We start from the raw sequence: 16,903 nt of genomic DNA on the forward strand, positions 1-16,903 counted from the left end.
CCTATGCAACGAATCATCTGTACCCTGGACGCCTTGCACGAGTGCGCCAGTCATATTTGGCACGTCCGCCTCAAACCGCAACAGCCGGTCAGCTACAAGGCCGGCCAGTACCTGCAGGTGGTGATGGGGGAGAAGGACAAGCGCCCCTTCACCATCGCCAACTCCCCCACCCGCAACGGCTATCTGGAGCTGCAGATCGGCGCCCCCCCCGGTGCTCCCTACCCGGGCGAGGTATTGGCCCGCCTGCGGGAAGAGGGCGAGCTGACGGTGGAGCTGCCCCTGGGCAAGGCCACCCTGCGGGAGGAGTCCCAACGCCCGATCCTGCTGATCGCCGGCGGCACCGGCTACTCCTACGCCCGCGCCCTGCTGCAGTACCTGATGGACACCGGCCTCAACCGCCCTGTCTACCTCTACTGGGGCGTGCGTCATGCCGAACAGCTCTACGAGGGCCAGGAGGTGCTGGAGTGGACCGGCGAGTTCCCGCCACTGACCTTCGTCCCCGTGGTGGAGCAGCCGCCGGTGGGCTGGCAAGGCAAGACGGGCCTGGTACACGAGGCGGTGCTGGCGGACTTTGCCAGCCTGGATCTGTACGACATCTATGTGGCGGGCCGCTTCGAGATGGCCGCCGTGGTGCGCGAATCCCTGCGCCTGCGGGGCGTGTCGGCGGATCACCTGTTCGGTGATGCCTACCAGTTCATCTAGGCGCTCTTGTCTCGGCGCCAAAGACCACAAAGGCGGCCCAAGGGCCGCCTTTGTCTTGTCTGTCTGACCGGCCTTACTCGGCCTTGTCCTGCAGGCGGGCTTCCAGCTCCGCCAGCTTGGCCTCCAGGGCGGTGAGCTTCTCCCGGGTGCGCAGCAGCACCTTGGTCTGCACCTCAAACTCCTCGCGGCTCACCATGTCCAGCTTGTTGAGCTGGGCCTGCAGCACCTGCTTGACCTTCTTGTCCACCTCTTCGCCCAGGCTCTTGATACCGGGCGGCAGGGCCGCGTGTATCTTGCTGGCCATCTCTTCAATCTTCTTGGGGTCGATCATGCTCGTCTCCTCATCGGCTGGCGTCATTGTGCCTGAGCCGGGCGTCCGGCTCCAGCACAGGGATCCCACTAGCGAGTCAGGTGATCACGAATGCAGGTCAGGAAGGCCTCGCCGAAGCGCTCCAGCTTGCGATAGCCCACGCCGTTGATGGCCAGCAGCTCGGTCTCGTCACAGGGCTGCTGGCGCGCCATCTCCTGCAGGGTAGCGTCGTTGAACACCACGTAGGGCGGCACCTCTTCTTCTTCGGCGATCTGCTTGCGCAGGGCCCGCAGGGCACGGAACAGCTTGGCATCCCCCGGCGCCAGCTCGCTGTCGCGCTCCCGGGGGGAGCGGGCCTTGCGGCCGGTGAGCACCTGCAGCCGCGGCACCGCCAGCATCAGGGTCTGATCCCCCCGCAATACGGGGCGCGCCGCCTCGGTGAGCTGCAGGGTCAGGTGGCGGGTGATGGACTGGGTGAGCAGCCCCTGGTGGATCAGCTGGCGTAACACCGACAGCCAGTGCTCGTGGCTGCGATCCCGGCCGATGCCGTAGGTGGAGAGCTTGTCGTGGCCCTGCTCCTTGATACGTTGGTTCTGGGCGCCGCGCAGCACCTCGATGACATAGCCGGTGCCGAAGCGCTGGCCCAGGCGGTAGACGCAGGAGAGCGCCTTGCGGGCGTCCTCGGTGGCGTCGAAGGTGCGGGGCGGATCCAGGCAGACATCGCAGTTGCCGCAGGGCTCGCCCTGGCTCTCGCCGAAGTAGTTGAGCAGCACCTGGCGGCGGCAGGTCTGAGCCTCGGCGAAAGCCGCCATCAGGTTGAGCTTGTACTGCTCCACCCGCAACCGCTCCGGATCCACATAGTCGCCGGCCTCCAGCATGCGCCGCAGCCGCTCGGTGTCCGCCGGATCGTAGAGCAGCAGGGCCTCGGCGGGCAGACCATCCCGCCCGGCACGGCCCGTCTCCTGATAGTAGGACTCGATGTTCTTGGGGGTGTCGTAGTGCACCACGAAGCGCACGTTGGGCTTGTCGATGCCCATGCCGAACGCCACCGTGGCCACCACCACCTCGATGTCGTCCTTGAGGAAGCCCTCCTGCACCCGGTTACGCTCCGCCACCGGCAGGCCGGCGTGGTAGCAGGCCGCCTTGTGGCCCCGGGTCACCAGCAGGCGTGCCACCTCCTCGGTACGGCTGCGGCTGGTGCAGTAGACGATGCCGCACTGGCCGCCCTGCTTGGCCAGGTAAGCCAGCAGCTGGTCGTTAGGCTTGTACTTGTCCAGCAGGCTGTAGCGGATGTTGGGCCGATCGAAGCTGGCCAGATGGACGAAGGGATCCGGCAGGCCCAGCCGCTGGAGTATGTCCTCCCGGGTGGCCGCGTCGGCGGTGGCGGTGAGAGCCACCAGGGGCACCTGGGGAAAGCGCTGCTTGAGGCAGCCCAGCTGGGCATATTCGGGGCGAAAATCGTGGCCCCACTGGGAGATGCAGTGGGCCTCGTCGATGGCAAACAGCGCCAGGGGCAGCTCCGCCAGCCGCTCGAGAAAGTCCGGCAGCAGCAACCGCTCCGGCGCCACGTACAACAGCTTGAGATCGCCGCGGCGCAGCTGGCCGTAGATCTCCTGTGCCTCGTCCCGCCCCAGGGAGGAGTTGAGACAGGCCGCCGCCACCCCGTTGGCCCTGAGGGTGTCCACCTGATCCTTCATCAGGGCGATGAGGGGCGACACCACCACCGTCAGGCCGGGCCGCACCAGCGCCGGGATCTGATAGCAGAGGGACTTGCCGCCGCCGGTGGGCATGATCACCAGGCCATCACGGCCGGCGATGAGCTGATCCAGGATAGCCGCCTGCCCCGGGCGGAACGCCTGGTAGCCGAACACCTCCCGCAACACCTGCAGCGGCGTCGGGCGCTGGGTGAAGGGGCTGTCGGAGACGGAAAAATCGGGGCTGGCTGGCTGCATAGGGGCGCCATTGTAATGCAGGCGGCAAGCACAATAAACCGACTTTGGCCAACTAGACTCACCCGCAAACCTGACAGGTCAATTGGCGAAAACCGGCCTAATTGACTAAAATTTGACCTCAGTCAATCCCCCATCCGTCCGCCGGCCGGTCACCGTCGCATACTTGATTAGGGAGGTGAGCTGTATGAGCAAGTTGACGACCATCCAGTGCACGGATCTGATAGAGCGCATGCATTGCCTGTATCAGACGGCACGCGAAGCAAGCCTGAAGCAGTGGCTGCAACGGGAGCTGGAGGGTTATGCGGACATGGACGCCCTGCCTTGGTATCGGGTTGTAGAATGCCGGCAACGGGGGCTCTTCATCCATGCCCACAGCGGTCGGCAACGGACCTGCCATATCCACGACGATAGCCTGGGGCAACGGGATCTGAACGAGGTGAAGTTCCTCTTGCTACGGGGACCCGTCTCCGCCTACCTGGACTGTCACGTGCTGGTGCTGGAGCGGTGGCCGGACGAGCTGCTCGACGCCTACCGACGGCAGCTGATCCCGGATCACATCTGCCTGCACGCCTGGCGCGAACCCGTCGGCTCGGTGAAAGAGAAACTGCTGCTGGGGGTGGATCACATGCTGCAGGAGTACCTGCCGGCCATGGCGCGGGAAATGTGCCAGTGCAACAAATCCCTGCGGGCCATTCAGCACAGGCATTGGCAGATTTAGGGTTCTCCCCGTGTAGACAAGCGGAGCTGCGGCTCCGCTTTTTGTGGCCACGTTTTGCGTTACAATGCCCGGCGACCCCGCCCGGGGCCGTCTTCCTCAGGTACCCTTATGAACCCCCATCGCCAAGGCGTGCTCTTCGCCGTTGCCGCCTTTCTCATCTGGGGCATCTGCCCCCTCTATTTCAAGCTGCTGACCCAGGTGCCCGCCGGGGAAATCCTCACCCACCGCATCATCTGGTCCTGTGTGCTCCTGCTGGGCCTGTTGCTGGCCAGCCGCCAGGTGCACCGCATTCGCGCCGCCCTGCGCCAGCCCCGCCAGCTGCTCAACCTCACCGTCTCCGCCCTGCTGGTGGCCGGTAACTGGCTGCTGTTCATCTGGGCGGTAAACAACAACCACCTGCTGGAGGCCAGCCTGGGCTATTACATCAACCCCCTGTTCAATGTGCTGCTGGGCCTGCTGTTCCTCGGTGAGCGGTTGCGCCGCCTGCAATGGCTGGCGGTGGCGCTGGCCAGCACAGGGGTGCTGATCCAGGTGCTGCTGCTGGGCCACCTGCCCTGGATCGCCCTGACCCTGGCCGGCAGCTTCGGCATCTATGGCCTGATCCGCAAGCAGATCCCGGTGGACGCCCAGACCGGCCTGTTCGTCGAGACCCTGCTGCTGTTGCCCCTGGCGCTGATCTATTTGTTCGTCATCGCCGACAGCCCCACCAGCCACCTGGCGGCCAACCCCTGGCAACTGAACGGCCTGCTGCTGGCCGCCGGCGTGGTGACGACAGTGCCCCTGCTGCTGTTCACCGCCGGCGCCCGCCTCATCCCTCTCTCCACCCTGGGCTTCATCCAGTACCTGGGCCCCAGCCTGATGTTCCTGCTGGCCATCTTCCTGTATGGCGAGCCCATCCAGGGCGCCAAGCTGCTGACCTTCGCCTGCATCTGGCTGGCGTTGGCCCTGTTCAGCCTGGAGGGCTGGCAGCGCAGCCGGCGCCAGCGGCTGGCGAGTCAAGCGGGCTAACGCCTGCACAGGCTGGCTGACGGTCATTTTTCGGTTTGACCGTTACGCCCTACTCGGCGCCGAGCCTTTCCAGCTTCCCGCTTGGCGGGGGCGCGCAAAGGGGGATTGTGCCATCCCCCGTTACGACGTCATCCCTGACTAACGACCCGCTCCGGGCTCCTGCCCTCCGCGCCAAACCGGGCCGGGATACTCAATCCCGTCCCTGTCCGGTTTGGCCCCGGCATGACAGACCGAGGGGAGCCGAATCCAATTAGCCAGTCCGCAGGCTTGTATCGCTGGGAGGATTGTTTCCCATGCGTGCGATTGGGCTAACGCTAATCACCTATGCGGACTCCCACACCAACCTGTGGTGTGGTTGGCAAAAACCGATCAGTCAGGGTGTCATACGGCACAACAACAATTAGGATGCGACCGATTGGGAAATGACCGACCTCACCCGCAAAACCAAGGCGCACGGCGAGAAACCACGCCAGTCACATCAGGACAAGGACGCACGATGGAAGAGAACCGTTTTTTCAAATACGTCTGGCGGATAAATGGTCTGCTGTTATTGCTGGTCGGCCTGTTGGCTGCGGCCCTGCTGGCGTTTACCGGCTACCAGCTGTATGCGTCGAGCGGCCTTCGCGCCCCCCATGACCTGCCGCGAACGACGGACACGAAGACGCCCTCGCCGAGGCAGCTTGGCACCCCCGTCGCCATCGCAGGTACACCCCATGTGATGGTGCCACTCTGGGCGGATGCGGTGGAGAAGCGCGACTACTTCAGCAAGTCCAACGACAACGCGAGCAACTACCTGTTCATCGATGGCCAGCATCAGACGCAGCACTGGCTGCTGCCGGACAACAACCGCCTGATCCTCGGCTCAGACCTGCTCTCGGAACTGGGCTGCTGCGACGACAAGCGCACCATTCGCGCCATCCTCTATCAGGTGGTGACGGCAGACAGCAATGGTGACCAAAGGCTCAGCCAGCAGGATGCCGTCACCCTGGCACTCTCCCGCGCCGATGGCAGTGGGTATCGTCAGTTGATCCCGGCGGTGGATCGCCTGCTGGGGCAGCTGCCCCTGGATGATCACACCCTGCTGCTGCTCTATCAGAAACAGGGGATGGGCTATGCCGCCTGGGTCTCACTGACCGATCTCGTCCTGTTGAAGGAGCAGCCCCTGGCCAAGGTCGGTGACCCGGCATCTTGAGCGGATGACAGACCTTAGATGGAACTCTTAATGCGTTCTCTTCTTGAGATTCTGGATATGAGGCCAACCATGCTTAAACCGTCAGACGGTGGGATAACATACTGGCTCACAACAGTGCGAGGATGAACACCCACCCACTAATCTGAGCTGAAAAGACCGAGACCACTCAGGTATCCAACGGCCGAGTGTTCATGTGATAGACCTTGTTGACCGTCACTTGATTGGCATCCTCCTGATAGGAATCGCCATAGCTGACCTGCATGGCGAAATGAGGGGAGTAAAGTTCGGATATCTCATGGTCGATTAATGCGGCGGAATCCTGATTTCTCATGGGATCTGCATCTTCTGTCGTTAATAACAACATGGGTTTCAATAACGGCATGAATGAAAGTAACTTGGTGACATAGGCCTTCCTGATTTTTTCTGGCAGGGCGGTCAACGCAGCGCGATCGTAGACGGCGTCAATCAGGCCCAGGCTCGCGCTTTTTAATAAAAAAATATCACCGCAAAAAATACTGATCCGCCCGTGTCGCCACACGGTGAAGTTGCCGAGGCGCGTTTTCTTTGGTTTCAACTTGTTCTCATCGAAAAAGGCTCTCACGGCCACCGAGCTCAGCTCAATACCAACGACCTGAAACCCCTTTTCGGCAAGCCAGATCAAGTCGTTACTCTTGCCACACAAGGGTACCAACACTCGCCCCCAGGCGGGGATTGCGAGTCGATGCCAATGGTCCTGCAACTGCTGATTGACGAGCACCTGATGAAAGTCGCTCTGTCGATTCTTCCACATGGCGAGCCATAAGCCATTGTCCGCTGATGTCAACATACCCGGTTCCTTCTGTTGTGATCAGCACAATGTCTGATTGTCCGCATCGATATTGATGGCAGGTGCTGCATGATGTTGCGGTACAACACCACATAGAGCGTGGCCTGATGCCAATCTGGTGCTGTCGTGTTCAGGCCAATAAGCGGAGTGCAGAGTTAGGGTTTCAAGAATCGATCCAGACCAGGCGAATGGCGCCCCTTTCTCGACAGAAGCCCATAGGGGTGGCTGAGTAACAAGGCCTCTACCCCACGGCAAGGTGCTCTATCTGACGCTGAACGGCCAAAACCCGGTGCCTATGCCTGTTTCCTCAAAAATCCGTTTCAGGATAACGGGCCCCGCCGATCCTCTGCCTATCTTCTGTCATCCCCTCGCCGATTAAGCCGCACCATGCCAGCTGACGCCGCCTCCCTTGGCGTTATGCTGGCCGCTCCCCGCCCCCGACCCGGAGTCTATCGTGAAGATTTAGCTTGGCCCGCTGCAGCCCGTGTAGGGGCTATTAGCGCAGCGTAAGAATTCGTAACGAATTCATCGATGGCTGCCGCCGTTCTCCACCGGTATGGTGGCTTCAGGTGTCCGGTCTGGCCGGACGAAGAGAGCCGGGGCCGGATTGTCCGGCACCGTGACGAATTGGGTGTTTCCATGAAGAGGATACTGTTAAGCGGTATCTGCCTGAGCCTTTTGGCAGGCTGTTTCGATTCGCCCTCGCCCCAGGCGACGGGGGCCGGGCCAGTCATGCCATCGACCGCGTCGGCCACCCTGCTGCCGCCCAGCGATCCACCGGGTGCCCTGCCCGGTGCCGCCTCGGGCGCCCTGCCGGTTCCCCCCTCCGGGGCCAGGCCTGCCGCACCACTAGGCTCGGGGGGCGATCGTCAGGGGCTGCCACCGGGTGGTCCGGGCAGACAGAACATGGGGGGCGGCCCGGGTGGTCAACCCCCAGGGCCACCGCCTGGCGGCATGGCCGGGGGACCAGGCGGCCCACTGCCGGGCCCGCCCCCCGGGGGCTTCGGGCCTGGCGGGCAGGGTGGCCCCGGAGGCGCGGACAAGGTAGAGACGGGGCACGGCGCCCTGGTGCTGGCTGCAGGGCAGCAGCTCAAGGGCGGCGTCTATGGCTCCAGCCAGGCGGATGAGAACGCCATCCGGGCCGACGGCAACACCCGGGCCCGGCTGCTGGATGTGACGGTAGAAAAGAACGCCGGGGCGGCCAGCAACAACGAGGCCTCCAGCTTCTATGGCCTGAACGCCGCCGTGTTAGCCCTGGGCCAGGCGCACCTGACCCTGGAGGGGGGCTCGGTGCAGGCCTCCGCCGAGGGGGCCACCGGGGTGTTCGCCTATGACGGCGCCACCATCTACCTGCAGGACACGGACATCCAGGTCACAGGCGGTAACGCCGGGGGGATCGAGGTGGCCGGTGGCGGCACCCTATATGCCCGCAACCTGACGGTGAGTTCGGCGGACAAGGCGGCAATCCGCAGCGACCGGGGCGGCGGCAAGCTGTTGGTGGAAGGCGGCCGCTATCGCACCCAGGGGCATCTGGGGGCGCCGGTGATCTACAGCACGGCGGATATCCAGGTGCACGATGCCAGCCTGATGGCGCTGGACTCGGAGGCGGTGGTCATCGAGGGGTTCAACTCGGTGAGCCTGGTGAACAGCCAGCTAAGCGGGCACATGCAGGGGAGCTATGATCCGGCGGCCAGCGACAATCCGCGCACCGTGATGCTCTACCAGAGCATGTCCGGCGATGCGAACGAGGGTACCAGCCACTTCAGCATGCAGGGCGGCAGCCTGGCCTCCGGCAACGGCGATCTGTTTTATGTCACCAACACCGCCAGCATCATAGACCTGCACCAAGTGGCTGTGACCCCTGCCCAGGGTGCCTGGCTGCTGAAGGTGGCAGGCAATGATGGCGCCCGGGGTTGGGGCCGAGTCGGCGCCAACGGCGGCCGCTGCACCCTGAACCTGACTGCCCAGCTCCTGACCGGTGACATACGGGTGGATGCCATCTCCAGCCTGACCCTGAACCTGAGACGGGGATCTGTCCTGACCGGCACCATCAACGCCGACGGCACCCAGGCCCAGTCCCTGGTGGTGAGCCTGGATGCCGGCAGCCGCTGGATCCTGACCCAGGACAGCCATATCACGGCCCTGCAGGGCGACCACCAGGGGCTGGATCTCAACGGTCACCAGCTCTACGTGGCCGGTCAGCCGTTTACCCCCTAGCCAAGCCGCTTGGGCAGAGGTGCAATCAACAGGAACCGCACGCTGTTCCTTTTTTATGGTGATTGCGCCGCATGGATGAACGGCGACAGGCAGTGGGTTTACACAGCTAGATGCGGCGATTGTCGTTACGCTCCCCGTCTGGCCAAAGAGAGCCGATGGCCCGGACGACGGGTGTGCCGCGGCGCCCGCCTCCTACTCCCCCCGCGCCTGCAACAGCAGGCAGCCCAGTATCAAGCCCATGCCCAGCCAACCCAGGGCGGGGATGGGTTCCCCCACCACGGTCACCGCCAGCAGGGCGGCCACCACCGGCTCGAACAGGGTCAGCAGGGTGGCCTGGCTGGCCGCCACGTGGCGCAGGGCAAAGCCGAAGGCCAGGTAGCCGAGAAACATGGGCACCAGGGCCATGTAGCCCACCACCAGCAGGTTGCCGACGGGGGCCGTCAGGTGACTGCCGGTGAGCAGCAGGCTGGGCAGCAACAGCAGGGCGCCGAGGCCGAACAGGCTGCCCATGGCGGCCTGGGAGCGGATGCCGCCGGCAATCAGCCGCTTGGCCACCCAGGAGTAGAGGGCATAGGTGAAACCGGCCAGCAGCCCCAGCAGGGTGCCGATCACCGGGGCCGGCGCCGAGGCCGGCGCGGCGCCCGGCAGGCTCAGCAGCGCCAGGCCGATGACCCCCAGGGCGAAGCTCAGCCACCAGCGGCGGCTCACCGCGCCACCTTGGCCGATCAGACACTCCAGCAGCAGGGTGAAGAAGGGGGCGGTGCCGATGGAGATGACGGTGCCGATGGCCACCCCCGCCAGGCGCATGGCGCTGTAAAAGGCCAGCGGGTAGACGGCGATGGCCAGGGCGCCGGTGAGCACCAAGGGCCAGTGGGCCTGCAGGGCAGCCAGCGCCCGGTGGATATGCCGCCAGGCCAGCAGGGTCTGCAACAGGCCACCCACCCCCATGGCGAAGGCGCCGATGGCCAAGGGGCTCAGGGCCTGGGAGAAGCTGGCGACCGTGCCCGTGGTGCCCCACAGCAAGGAGGCCAGCAGGACGGCGGCACGGGCCTGGGGCACTGGGGCGGACAGACGGGCAAGCATGGTGATTCCTTTTGAGACCTGCAGACAACCCGGCCAGCATAGGGTATGCGCTGGCCTATTAGTTTGCCGAACGGACGCTTTTGTTGCCAAAACGGCCGCACCTACCGCCGGCTCAGCGGCGCGCCTTAGCCGCGGAACTGGCGGGGCGAGAGGCCGGTGTGGCGGGTGAAGCGGCGGCTGAAGGCCGACACATCGCCGTAGCCCACCTGCTCGGCCACCTGCTGCACCGGCAGGTCAGTGTGGGTCAGCAGGGCGCGGGCCTTCTCCATCCGCTGGCGGATCAGGTACTGGTGGACGCTGAGATCCAGCTGGGCGGTGAACAGCTTCTTGAACTGGGTGGGCGACAGGCAGGCCACCGCCGCCAGCTCGGCGATGGTCAGGGGCTCGGCCAGCCGTTCGGCGATCACCGCCTGCACCGCCCGGATGCGAGGATCCCGCGGTCTGTCCTGGGCCTGGCGGGCCAGCAGCTGGCAAAACAACGGCAGCAGGGCCGACTCCAGCTCAGGATCCAAGTGATGTTGCAGTTGGCACTCGACGAAGGTCAGGTAGGCCTGCAGTGGCGGGCTGACCGCAAACACCCGGCCCGGCAGGGCCAGCAGGCCGGCGGGCAGGTTGTCCAGATCCGCGACCATGAAGCGGGCCGCCTCATCGGCGCGAAAGTCGTGGGCCTCCCCGGCGGGGATCACCACACACTCCCCCACCGCCACCTTGCCGGTGAAGCCGGCCAGCTCGATGCGGATCACCCCCTGCAGGGGCAGCACCAGCTGGTGAAAGGCGTGGGCGTGACGCTGCCGCTGCCGGCTGTAGCGACGTATGCTCAGACTGTTGGGCATGCAGACCTCCGGATCTGGAGGCGCCATTATAGCCCCAGCCCCATGGCCGGCCAGCGCGCCCGCGCCTGACGACAGGCCGGCACGCTCACTGCATAAGCCTCATCACGCCGATAGGGGTATGATGGCCGCCGGCTCGGCGGGGTTGCCGCCTCATGACGACACGAGAACAAGAGAAACGCCTATGTTGACACCCAAGCTGCGCTGGTGGAGCGCCTTGCTCATCAGCGCCCTGCTGCTGTTGTGGCGCCTGCTGGATTTTCTGGATGAGGCCCGGCACCACGACTACCACATCAGCCGGGTGGGCCTGTCGGTATTCGGCGGCAAGGCCGAATGGCTGCAGCTGCTGCTGATCCTGGCCTGCCTGGGGGGTGTGCTGCTGAGCCTGGCCCGCCTCTGGTGGTTGCGCCGCCCGACCCAGTCGCCCGCCAATGAACCCGAAAAAATGTGCTTGGCTTCACAAAGGGACTCGGATATTGTCTAGGCTCGGACGTTTGGATGGCTAAACGTCCAAATCATCCCGCGCGGCGCGCCCCAGACTGGCGCAGCTGCCATGACAAGGAGCCCGTTATGACATCATCCCTGCGACTCGCCGCCGCCCTGCTCGGCGCCACCCTCTTCGCGGCCAGCCTGCCGTTGCAGGCCGCCGATCCGGCCAAGGCCACCATCGTCATCGGCACCACGGTGGGCGACTTCGGCAACATGGTCACCGACTCCATCAAGCCCCAGTTGGAGGCCCAGGGGTACCAGGTCAAGCTGGTGGAGTTCACCGACTACATAACTCCCAACATCGCCCTGGCCGACGGCTCACTGGATGTGAACTGCTTCCAGCACAAGCCCTATCTCGACAGCTTCGCCGCCAGCCGCGGCCTGGATCTGACCCCGGTCACCCAGGTGCCCACCGGCCCCATGGGGCTGTATGCCGGCAAGAAGAGTCGGCTGGATCAGGTGGCGGATGGCGATAGCGTCTCCCTGCCCAACGATCCCACCAACCAGGCCCGCGCCCTGCTGATGCTGCAGGAGCTGGGCTGGCTCAAGCTCAAGGACGGCATCGATCCCCTGAAGGCCAGCGAGTTCGATGTGGTGGAGAACCCCCACCAGCTCAAGCTGGTGCTGCTGGAAGCGGCGCAACTGCCCCGCTCCCGGGAGGATGTGGACTTTGCGGTGGTGAACGGCAACTACGCCGCCTCCAGCGGCATCCCCTTCACCAGCGGCCTGTTCCTGGAGAAGGGCTATGACTTCATCAACTGGGTGGTGGTACGCAGCCAGGACAAGGACAAGCCCTTCGTCAAGGATCTGGTGGCCGCCTACAACTCACCGGCGTTCCGCGACTACGCCAAGGGGCGTTACCTGGGCTACAAGTTCCCCCAGGGCTGGTAAGTCAGCCACCACAGCAGACGCCGGGCCCCGCCCGGCGTTTTTGTTGGCCTCAGGCCAGGGCCCACTCCAGCGCCGCCGCCGCGTGCAAGGCCGCGGTGTCGTACAGCGGGATATCGGTATGCTGCGGCTGTACCAGCAAAGGGATCTCGGTACAGCCCAGCACCACCGCTTGGGCCCCCCGTGCTTGCAGCTTGGCCATGATGTCCAGGTAGGCCTGCCGGGAGTCGGGGCGGATCTGGCCGCAGCACAGCTCGCGGTAGATGATGTCGTGCACCCGCTGACGCTCCTCGGCTTCGGGCACCAACAGCTCTATGCCGAAGCGCGCCGCCAGCCGGGCGTGGTAGAAGTCCTGCTCCATGGTGAAGCGGGTACCCAACAGGCCCGCCCGGGTGACGCCGTCGGCCTTGAGCCGGGCCCCCACCGCATCGGCGATGTGCAGCAGGGGGATCTCCAGCGCCGCCTCAAGCTGGGGCGCCAGCTTGTGCATGGTGTTGGTGGCGATCAGCAGCCCCTGGGCCCCCGCCCCCTGCAACCCCAGGGCCGCGTCCACCAACAGCCGGGCCAGGGCATCCCAGTCACCCCTGTGCTGCAGCGCCTCCACCTCGGCGAAGTCGACGCTGTGCAGCAGCAGGCGTGCCGAATGCAGGCCCCCCAGCCGCGCCTTCACCCCCTGATTGAGCGCCTGGTAGTAGCTGACGGTGGACTCCCAGCTCATGCCACCCAGTATGCCTATGACCTTCATCGCATTTCTCCAATATTCAAATGGATATCATGACGGCGCGCGTGCCTTTTGGCTTGCACGGGATTGCGCTTGTACCCCGCCGGTTCACTGTGCCCGCCTGCCACAAGCCTGTCATCAAACGGGCATCCAATGATCAGACCGCTTGCGGACGGAGCGGTTACCCATAATCAGACCAACGAAGGAAATCAGCATGTTCAAATATCTTTTCAGGGGGGGGCTGCTGTGTCTGCTGGCGCTGGCACTGTGCAGCTGTAACGACTCGGACTCCACCACCAGTACCAGCAGCAGCGATGTACCCGTGACCCTGAGCGACGCCGTCACGGCCCGCACCTTTGCGCTGAGCAGCGATGCCAGCCAGGTGATCTTCGTGTTCGATGCCGCCAGCCAGAGCGATGCCCTTGACGCCCAGGGCATCACCGACAGCAGCACCATCTCGGCGGTGGAGGTGCGCGGCTCCTTTAACGGCTGGAGCAGCGACAGCGCCCTGCCCCTGACCGCCAGTCAGACCGACAGCGGCGTCTGGTATCTGGCCACCGATGCCGACGCCCTGGATGTTCCGGGCAACAGCGGCCATCCGGAGTACAAGTTCGTGGTGACGGTGGACGGCACCACCCACTGGCTGGATCTCTCCAGCACAGTGCCGGACGGCTACCACTTCCTCGGCAACCATATCCTGGTGGGTGCCGATGAGGATCTGACCACCATCATCGCCAACGAGGCCCAGGCCAACGCCATCAAGACACTGGCGGACTTCGACCTCACCACCACAGAGGGGCAGCAGACCCTGGCCAACTTCCGCCGCGCCGCCGACGGCCTGCAGCTGTTCCGCTCCTATCACCCCTACAAGCAGTCCCGCCCGGCGCTGGAAACCGAAGCGCCGCGCCTGACCTACGTCAACAGCCTGATGGCGGCCAACGGCATCGGCTCCGTCATCACACTCTCCGGTGACGAAACCGCCAGCCTGGACAGCAGCCTGGGCGAGTCCATCAGCGACTATATGCAGGCCATCATCGACCAGGGCGACAACCTGAACCTGGAGCTGGGTTACAACCTGGTGTACTACAAGTCCGACAGCAGCGAGTTCGGTCAGGCCATCCAGACCATCGTCAGCTTCATCGATGACGACGTCCATCCTGGGCCCTATCTGGTGCATTGCCGCCTGGGCACCGACCGCACCGGGGTGATCACCGCCATGCTCTCCGGCCTGGCCGGCACAAACTGGCAGACCATAGCCGCCGACTACCAGGCCTCCAACAACATGGGTATCGGCGAATTCCGCGACTACGGCCTGCTGGAATACTCGTTGCGCCACATGCTGGGAGTGGATCCGGCGGATGCCGATCTGGATCTGCAGGCGGCGCTGACCGAATACTTTGTCAGCAACGGCTACCTGACCCAGGCGCAGATCAGCACACTGCAGCAGAAGCTGAAGGCGGGCTAACCCGCCAACGTCGTGCGCAAGATGCCGGGCTCTGCCCGGCATGGTTTTCTCCGGCGCAGGACTGGGCACTGGCTGACGCTTGGCTTACTTGTTGCGCTTCGCTCTGGGATGGGCCTGGTCGTAGACCTGGGCCAGGTGCTGGAAGTCGAGGTGGGTGTAGATCTGGGTGGTGGCCAGGTTGGCGTGGCCCAGCAGCTCCTGCACCGCCCGCAGATCGCCGGAAGATTCCAGCAGGTGGGTGGCGAAGCTGTGGCGCAGCTTGTGGGGGTGGACATGGCTGGGCAGGGACTGCTTGACGCCCCACTCCGCCAGCCGCTTCTGCACCGAGCGGGGGCTCAGCCGCCGGTGCTGCTGGCTTAAGAACAGCGCCGGCTCGTCACTGCCCGGGGCGACAAACGCCGGCCGCAGGGCCAGCCACTTGGCCAGCCACTCCAGGGCCAGGCGGCCCACCGGCACCACCCGCTCCTTGCTGCCCTTGCCCAGCACCCGCAGCATGCGCTCGCCGGGCACCAGATCCGCCACATTGAGGGCCACCAGCTCCGCCAGCCGCAGGCCGGAGGAGTAGAACAGCTCCATGATGGCGCGATCCCGCACCGCCAAGGGGTCGCTCTCGTCGGTCAGGTTGAGCAGCTGGTGCAGCTCGTCCACGTCCAGGTTGTTGGGCAGGGGGCGCCCCTGCTTGGGGGTGACCACACCCCGGGCGGGATTGGCCTTCAGCACCCCCTGGCGCACCAGGTAGTCGCCGAAGCTGCGCAGGGCGGAGAGCTTGGTGGCCAGGGTGCGGGGGGCCTGACGGCCGCCCTTGTGCAGCCGCACCACCAGGGCCCGCACCAGGGGCGCCTTGAGCCAGTGCCAGTCATCCAGCCCCAGCTCCGCCAAGTGGGCACTGCACTCCCCGAGGTGGCGACGGTAGTTGGTGAGGGTGTGCGGGCTGAGCTGACGCTCCACCCGCAGGTGTTGCAGGAAGGCCTCGACGGCCGGGGCCAGGGCCTCAGGCACGCCCCAGCACCAGATCCGGCAGCAAGAGGGCGACGAAGCGGCCCAGCTGCTCCAGCAGCAGGCAGTCCATCCCCGGCTGGTAGTGATGGGGGTTGGCGTGGCCAAAGGCCAGCAGACCGGCCTCGCCGTTATCGCCCAGGCGCAGCAGGGCCACCGAGTGCACCAGGGCATCGGCGCCGAACAGGATCTGCTTGTCGCTCTCGCCGATGGGCCCCAGGTAGATGGTGCGCTGTGCCATGGGTTGGCGGGTCAGCCGCGCGAAGGTGTCGGCGGGCAGCACGAAGCCCTTGTCGGAGCGCTTGACCTGCACGGCCCCGGCGTTGAGCCAGAGGGCGCTCACCGGGATGCGCAGCCGCTCCTGGAAGGTGTGGTGCAGCCGCTTCCACAGCTGGCGCAGTGTGGTGCAGTGGAACAGCTCGGGGTAGACGTCACCGTAGACCCGGAAGATGTGCTCGTTGCGGCTGGCGTTGGCCAGCAGGGCCCGCTGCTGCTGCTCCAGCTCATGCAGCCGCTCCCGCCAGCGCTCCTGCTGCAGCTGCAGCAAGGAGGCGGCGCCATAGGTCTCGTGGGGGATCACCAGCTCGTCCAGCAAGGCCCTGTGCTGCAAGAAAAACTCTGGATGACGGCGCAGGTACTCGGCCACTTCCGCCGCCTTGCTCATCTCGGTGAACACCCCACTTTCGCTCATAGTTCGATTACACCATCAAACACATGTTCTGCCGGACCTGTCATGAACACAGGTTTGCCGGGCCCTTGCCAACTGATGACCAGGCTGCCGCCGGGCAGGTTGACCTTCACCTTGTCCCGCAGCCGCCCCTGGCTCATGCCCACCACGGCGGCGGCACAGGCGCCGGTGCCGCAGGCTAGCGTCTCGCCGGCTCCCCGCTCGAACACCCGCAGGTTGATCTCACCGGCGCTGATGCGCTGGGAGAAGCCCACGTTGACCCGCTCAGGGAAGCGCTCGTGGCTCTCCAGCTCGGCCCCCAGGCGCTCCACCGGCGCCGTCTTGACGTCGTCCACATCCAGCACGCAGTGGGGATTGCCCATGGAGACCACGCCGCACAGCACCGTCTGATCGTTGCTGCGCAGCAGGTAGGTCTTCTCGGCCTTCTGGGCGCGAAACGGCACCTTGCCGGGCTCGAACTCCGGCACCCCCATGTTGACCGTCACCTGGTTGTCGCGCTCCAGGGTCAGCACTATCTTGCCGCTCATGGTGCTTACCGCGATGCGATCCTTGTTGGTGAGGCCCTTCAGGCGCACGAAGCGGGCAAAGCAGCGGGCGCCGTTGCCGCACTGCTGCACCTCGGAGCCGTCGGCGTTGAAGATGCGGTAGTGGAAGTCCTGCTCCGGGTCGTAGGGCGGCTCCACCAGCAGCAGCTGGTCGAAGCCGACGCCGAAGTGGCGATCCGCCAGGCGACGGATCAGCTCAGGGCTGAAGAACACCTTCTGGGTGATACCGTCCACCACCATGAAGTCGTTGCCCAGGCCGTGCATCTTGGCAAA

General features: G+C 65.1%; 17 protein-coding genes. 8 read left to right on the top strand and 9 right to left on the bottom strand.

Annotation, left to right across the window (positions count from 1 at the left end):
- Positions 1–3: 3 nt before the first annotated feature.
- A complete protein-coding gene (fre, locus tag ABD847_RS03400) occupies positions 4–702 on the top strand; it encodes an NAD(P)H-flavin reductase (RefSeq protein WP_345010050.1) in 699 nt (232 codons plus the stop codon).
- 73 nt (positions 703–775) lie between these two features.
- On the opposite strand, the gene ubiK is transcribed toward fre, so the two are convergent.
- Positions 776–1,033 carry a ubiquinone biosynthesis accessory factor UbiK gene (ubiK, locus tag ABD847_RS03405; protein ID WP_345010052.1) on the bottom strand — a complete coding sequence of 86 codons (258 nt, stop codon included), beginning with the start codon at positions 1,031–1,033 and terminating at the stop codon, positions 776–778.
- Positions 1,034–1,101: 68 nt separating this feature from the next.
- A complete protein-coding gene (gene recQ, locus ABD847_RS03410; RefSeq protein WP_345010054.1) occupies positions 1,102–2,964 on the bottom strand; it encodes a DNA helicase RecQ in 1,863 nt (620 codons plus the stop codon).
- Positions 2,965–3,148: 184 nt separating this feature from the next.
- On the opposite strand from recQ, the gene ABD847_RS03415 reads away from it, so the two are divergent.
- From ABD847_RS03415 to ABD847_RS03425, 3 genes are all read left to right on the top strand, one after another.
- The gene (locus tag ABD847_RS03415; RefSeq protein WP_345010056.1) at positions 3,149–3,682 is read left to right on the top strand and encodes an AbiTii domain-containing protein; all 534 of its coding nucleotides are present in this window, start codon (positions 3,149–3,151) and stop codon (positions 3,680–3,682) included.
- 108 nt (positions 3,683–3,790) lie between these two features.
- On the top strand, positions 3,791–4,690 hold the full coding sequence (gene rarD, locus ABD847_RS03420; protein ID WP_345010058.1) for an EamA family transporter RarD: 900 nt from the start codon (positions 3,791–3,793) through the stop codon (positions 4,688–4,690).
- Positions 4,691–5,186: 496 nt separating this feature from the next.
- Positions 5,187–5,882, top strand: coding sequence for a hypothetical protein (locus tag ABD847_RS03425; RefSeq protein ID WP_345010060.1), 696 nt, complete (start codon positions 5,187–5,189; stop codon positions 5,880–5,882).
- A gap of 166 nt (positions 5,883–6,048) precedes the next feature.
- On the opposite strand, the gene ABD847_RS03430 is transcribed toward ABD847_RS03425, so the two are convergent.
- On the bottom strand, positions 6,049–6,708 hold the full coding sequence (locus tag ABD847_RS03430; RefSeq protein WP_345010062.1) for a thiopurine S-methyltransferase: 660 nt from the start codon (positions 6,706–6,708) through the stop codon (positions 6,049–6,051).
- A 639-nt stretch (positions 6,709–7,347) separates the two neighbouring features.
- Between ABD847_RS03430 and ABD847_RS03435 the strand changes: the two genes are divergently transcribed.
- Positions 7,348–8,925, top strand: a complete 1,578-nt coding sequence (locus ABD847_RS03435) for a hypothetical protein (RefSeq protein ID WP_345010065.1) — start codon at positions 7,348–7,350, stop codon at positions 8,923–8,925.
- A gap of 192 nt (positions 8,926–9,117) precedes the next feature.
- Here the strand turns inward: ABD847_RS03435 and ABD847_RS03440 are convergent, their stop codons facing one another.
- Positions 9,118–10,008, bottom strand: a complete 891-nt coding sequence (locus ABD847_RS03440) for a DMT family transporter (protein ID WP_345010066.1) — start codon at positions 10,006–10,008, stop codon at positions 9,118–9,120.
- A gap of 125 nt (positions 10,009–10,133) precedes the next feature.
- A complete protein-coding gene (locus ABD847_RS03445) occupies positions 10,134–10,841 on the bottom strand; it encodes an AraC family transcriptional regulator (protein WP_345010068.1) in 708 nt (235 codons plus the stop codon).
- 181 nt (positions 10,842–11,022) lie between these two features.
- Between ABD847_RS03445 and ABD847_RS03450 the strand changes: the two genes are divergently transcribed.
- Positions 11,023–11,322: a hypothetical protein gene (locus ABD847_RS03450; protein ID WP_345010070.1), complete on the top strand. Its 300-nt coding sequence runs from the start codon at positions 11,023–11,025 to the stop codon at positions 11,320–11,322.
- Between the two features lie 86 nt (positions 11,323–11,408).
- Positions 11,409–12,218, top strand: coding sequence for a MetQ/NlpA family ABC transporter substrate-binding protein (locus tag ABD847_RS03455; protein WP_345010072.1), 810 nt, complete (start codon positions 11,409–11,411; stop codon positions 12,216–12,218).
- A 49-nt stretch (positions 12,219–12,267) separates the two neighbouring features.
- Here the strand turns inward: ABD847_RS03455 and ABD847_RS03460 are convergent, their stop codons facing one another.
- Positions 12,268–12,960, bottom strand: coding sequence for an aspartate/glutamate racemase family protein (locus ABD847_RS03460; RefSeq protein ID WP_345010074.1), 693 nt, complete (start codon positions 12,958–12,960; stop codon positions 12,268–12,270).
- A 190-nt stretch (positions 12,961–13,150) separates the two neighbouring features.
- Between ABD847_RS03460 and ABD847_RS03465 the strand changes: the two genes are divergently transcribed.
- On the top strand, positions 13,151–14,401 hold the full coding sequence (locus tag ABD847_RS03465; RefSeq protein WP_345010076.1) for a tyrosine-protein phosphatase: 1,251 nt from the start codon (positions 13,151–13,153) through the stop codon (positions 14,399–14,401).
- Positions 14,402–14,485: 84 nt separating this feature from the next.
- Here ABD847_RS03465 and xerC read toward each other — a convergent pair whose 3' ends face one another.
- From xerC to dapF, 3 genes are read right to left on the bottom strand one after another with little or no spacing between them, the layout of a single operon-like run.
- On the bottom strand, positions 14,486–15,400 hold the full coding sequence (gene xerC / locus ABD847_RS03470; RefSeq protein WP_345010078.1) for a tyrosine recombinase XerC: 915 nt from the start codon (positions 15,398–15,400) through the stop codon (positions 14,486–14,488).
- On the bottom strand, positions 15,393–16,088 hold the full coding sequence (locus tag ABD847_RS03475) for a DUF484 family protein (RefSeq protein ID WP_345010080.1): 696 nt from the start codon (positions 16,086–16,088) through the stop codon (positions 15,393–15,395). The genes xerC and ABD847_RS03475 overlap by 8 nt, the downstream gene beginning before the upstream one ends.
- Complete coding sequence (dapF, locus tag ABD847_RS03480) at positions 16,085–16,894, bottom strand: diaminopimelate epimerase (protein WP_345010171.1); 810 nt, start codon at positions 16,892–16,894, stop codon at positions 16,085–16,087. Before dapF ends, ABD847_RS03475 begins: the two co-directional genes overlap by 4 nt.
- Between the last annotated feature and the right edge of the window lie 9 nt (positions 16,895–16,903).

It is taken from the genome of Pseudaeromonas paramecii, assembly GCF_039540575.1.
Classification (GTDB): Bacteria; Pseudomonadota; Gammaproteobacteria; order Enterobacterales; family Aeromonadaceae; genus Pseudaeromonas; species Pseudaeromonas paramecii.

Bases quoted from the DNA above. Each gene is read 5' to 3' on its own strand.
- fre (WP_345010050.1), top strand. From the start codon at position 4: ATGCAACGAATCATCTGTACCCTGGACGCCTTGCACGAGTGCGCCAGT.
- ubiK (WP_345010052.1), bottom strand. From the start codon at position 1,033: ATGATCGACCCCAAGAAGATTGAAGAGATGGCCAGCAAGATACACGCG.
- recQ (WP_345010054.1), bottom strand. From the start codon at position 2,964: ATGCAGCCAGCCAGCCCCGATTTTTCCGTCTCCGACAGCCCCTTCACC.
- ABD847_RS03415 (WP_345010056.1), top strand. From the start codon at position 3,149: ATGAGCAAGTTGACGACCATCCAGTGCACGGATCTGATAGAGCGCATG.
- rarD (WP_345010058.1), top strand. From the start codon at position 3,791: ATGAACCCCCATCGCCAAGGCGTGCTCTTCGCCGTTGCCGCCTTTCTC.
- ABD847_RS03425 (WP_345010060.1), top strand. From the start codon at position 5,187: ATGGAAGAGAACCGTTTTTTCAAATACGTCTGGCGGATAAATGGTCTG.
- ABD847_RS03430 (WP_345010062.1), bottom strand. From the start codon at position 6,708: ATGTTGACATCAGCGGACAATGGCTTATGGCTCGCCATGTGGAAGAAT.
- ABD847_RS03435 (WP_345010065.1), top strand. From the start codon at position 7,348: ATGAAGAGGATACTGTTAAGCGGTATCTGCCTGAGCCTTTTGGCAGGC.
- ABD847_RS03440 (WP_345010066.1), bottom strand. From the start codon at position 10,008: ATGCTTGCCCGTCTGTCCGCCCCAGTGCCCCAGGCCCGTGCCGCCGTC.
- ABD847_RS03445 (WP_345010068.1), bottom strand. From the start codon at position 10,841: ATGCCCAACAGTCTGAGCATACGTCGCTACAGCCGGCAGCGGCAGCGT.
- ABD847_RS03450 (WP_345010070.1), top strand. From the start codon at position 11,023: ATGTTGACACCCAAGCTGCGCTGGTGGAGCGCCTTGCTCATCAGCGCC.
- ABD847_RS03455 (WP_345010072.1), top strand. From the start codon at position 11,409: ATGACATCATCCCTGCGACTCGCCGCCGCCCTGCTCGGCGCCACCCTC.
- ABD847_RS03460 (WP_345010074.1), bottom strand. From the start codon at position 12,960: ATGAAGGTCATAGGCATACTGGGTGGCATGAGCTGGGAGTCCACCGTC.
- ABD847_RS03465 (WP_345010076.1), top strand. From the start codon at position 13,151: ATGTTCAAATATCTTTTCAGGGGGGGGCTGCTGTGTCTGCTGGCGCTG.
- ABD847_RS03475 (WP_345010080.1), bottom strand. From the start codon at position 16,088: ATGAGCGAAAGTGGGGTGTTCACCGAGATGAGCAAGGCGGCGGAAGTG.
- dapF (WP_345010171.1), bottom strand. From the start codon at position 16,894: ATGCACGGCCTGGGCAACGACTTCATGGTGGTGGACGGTATCACCCAG.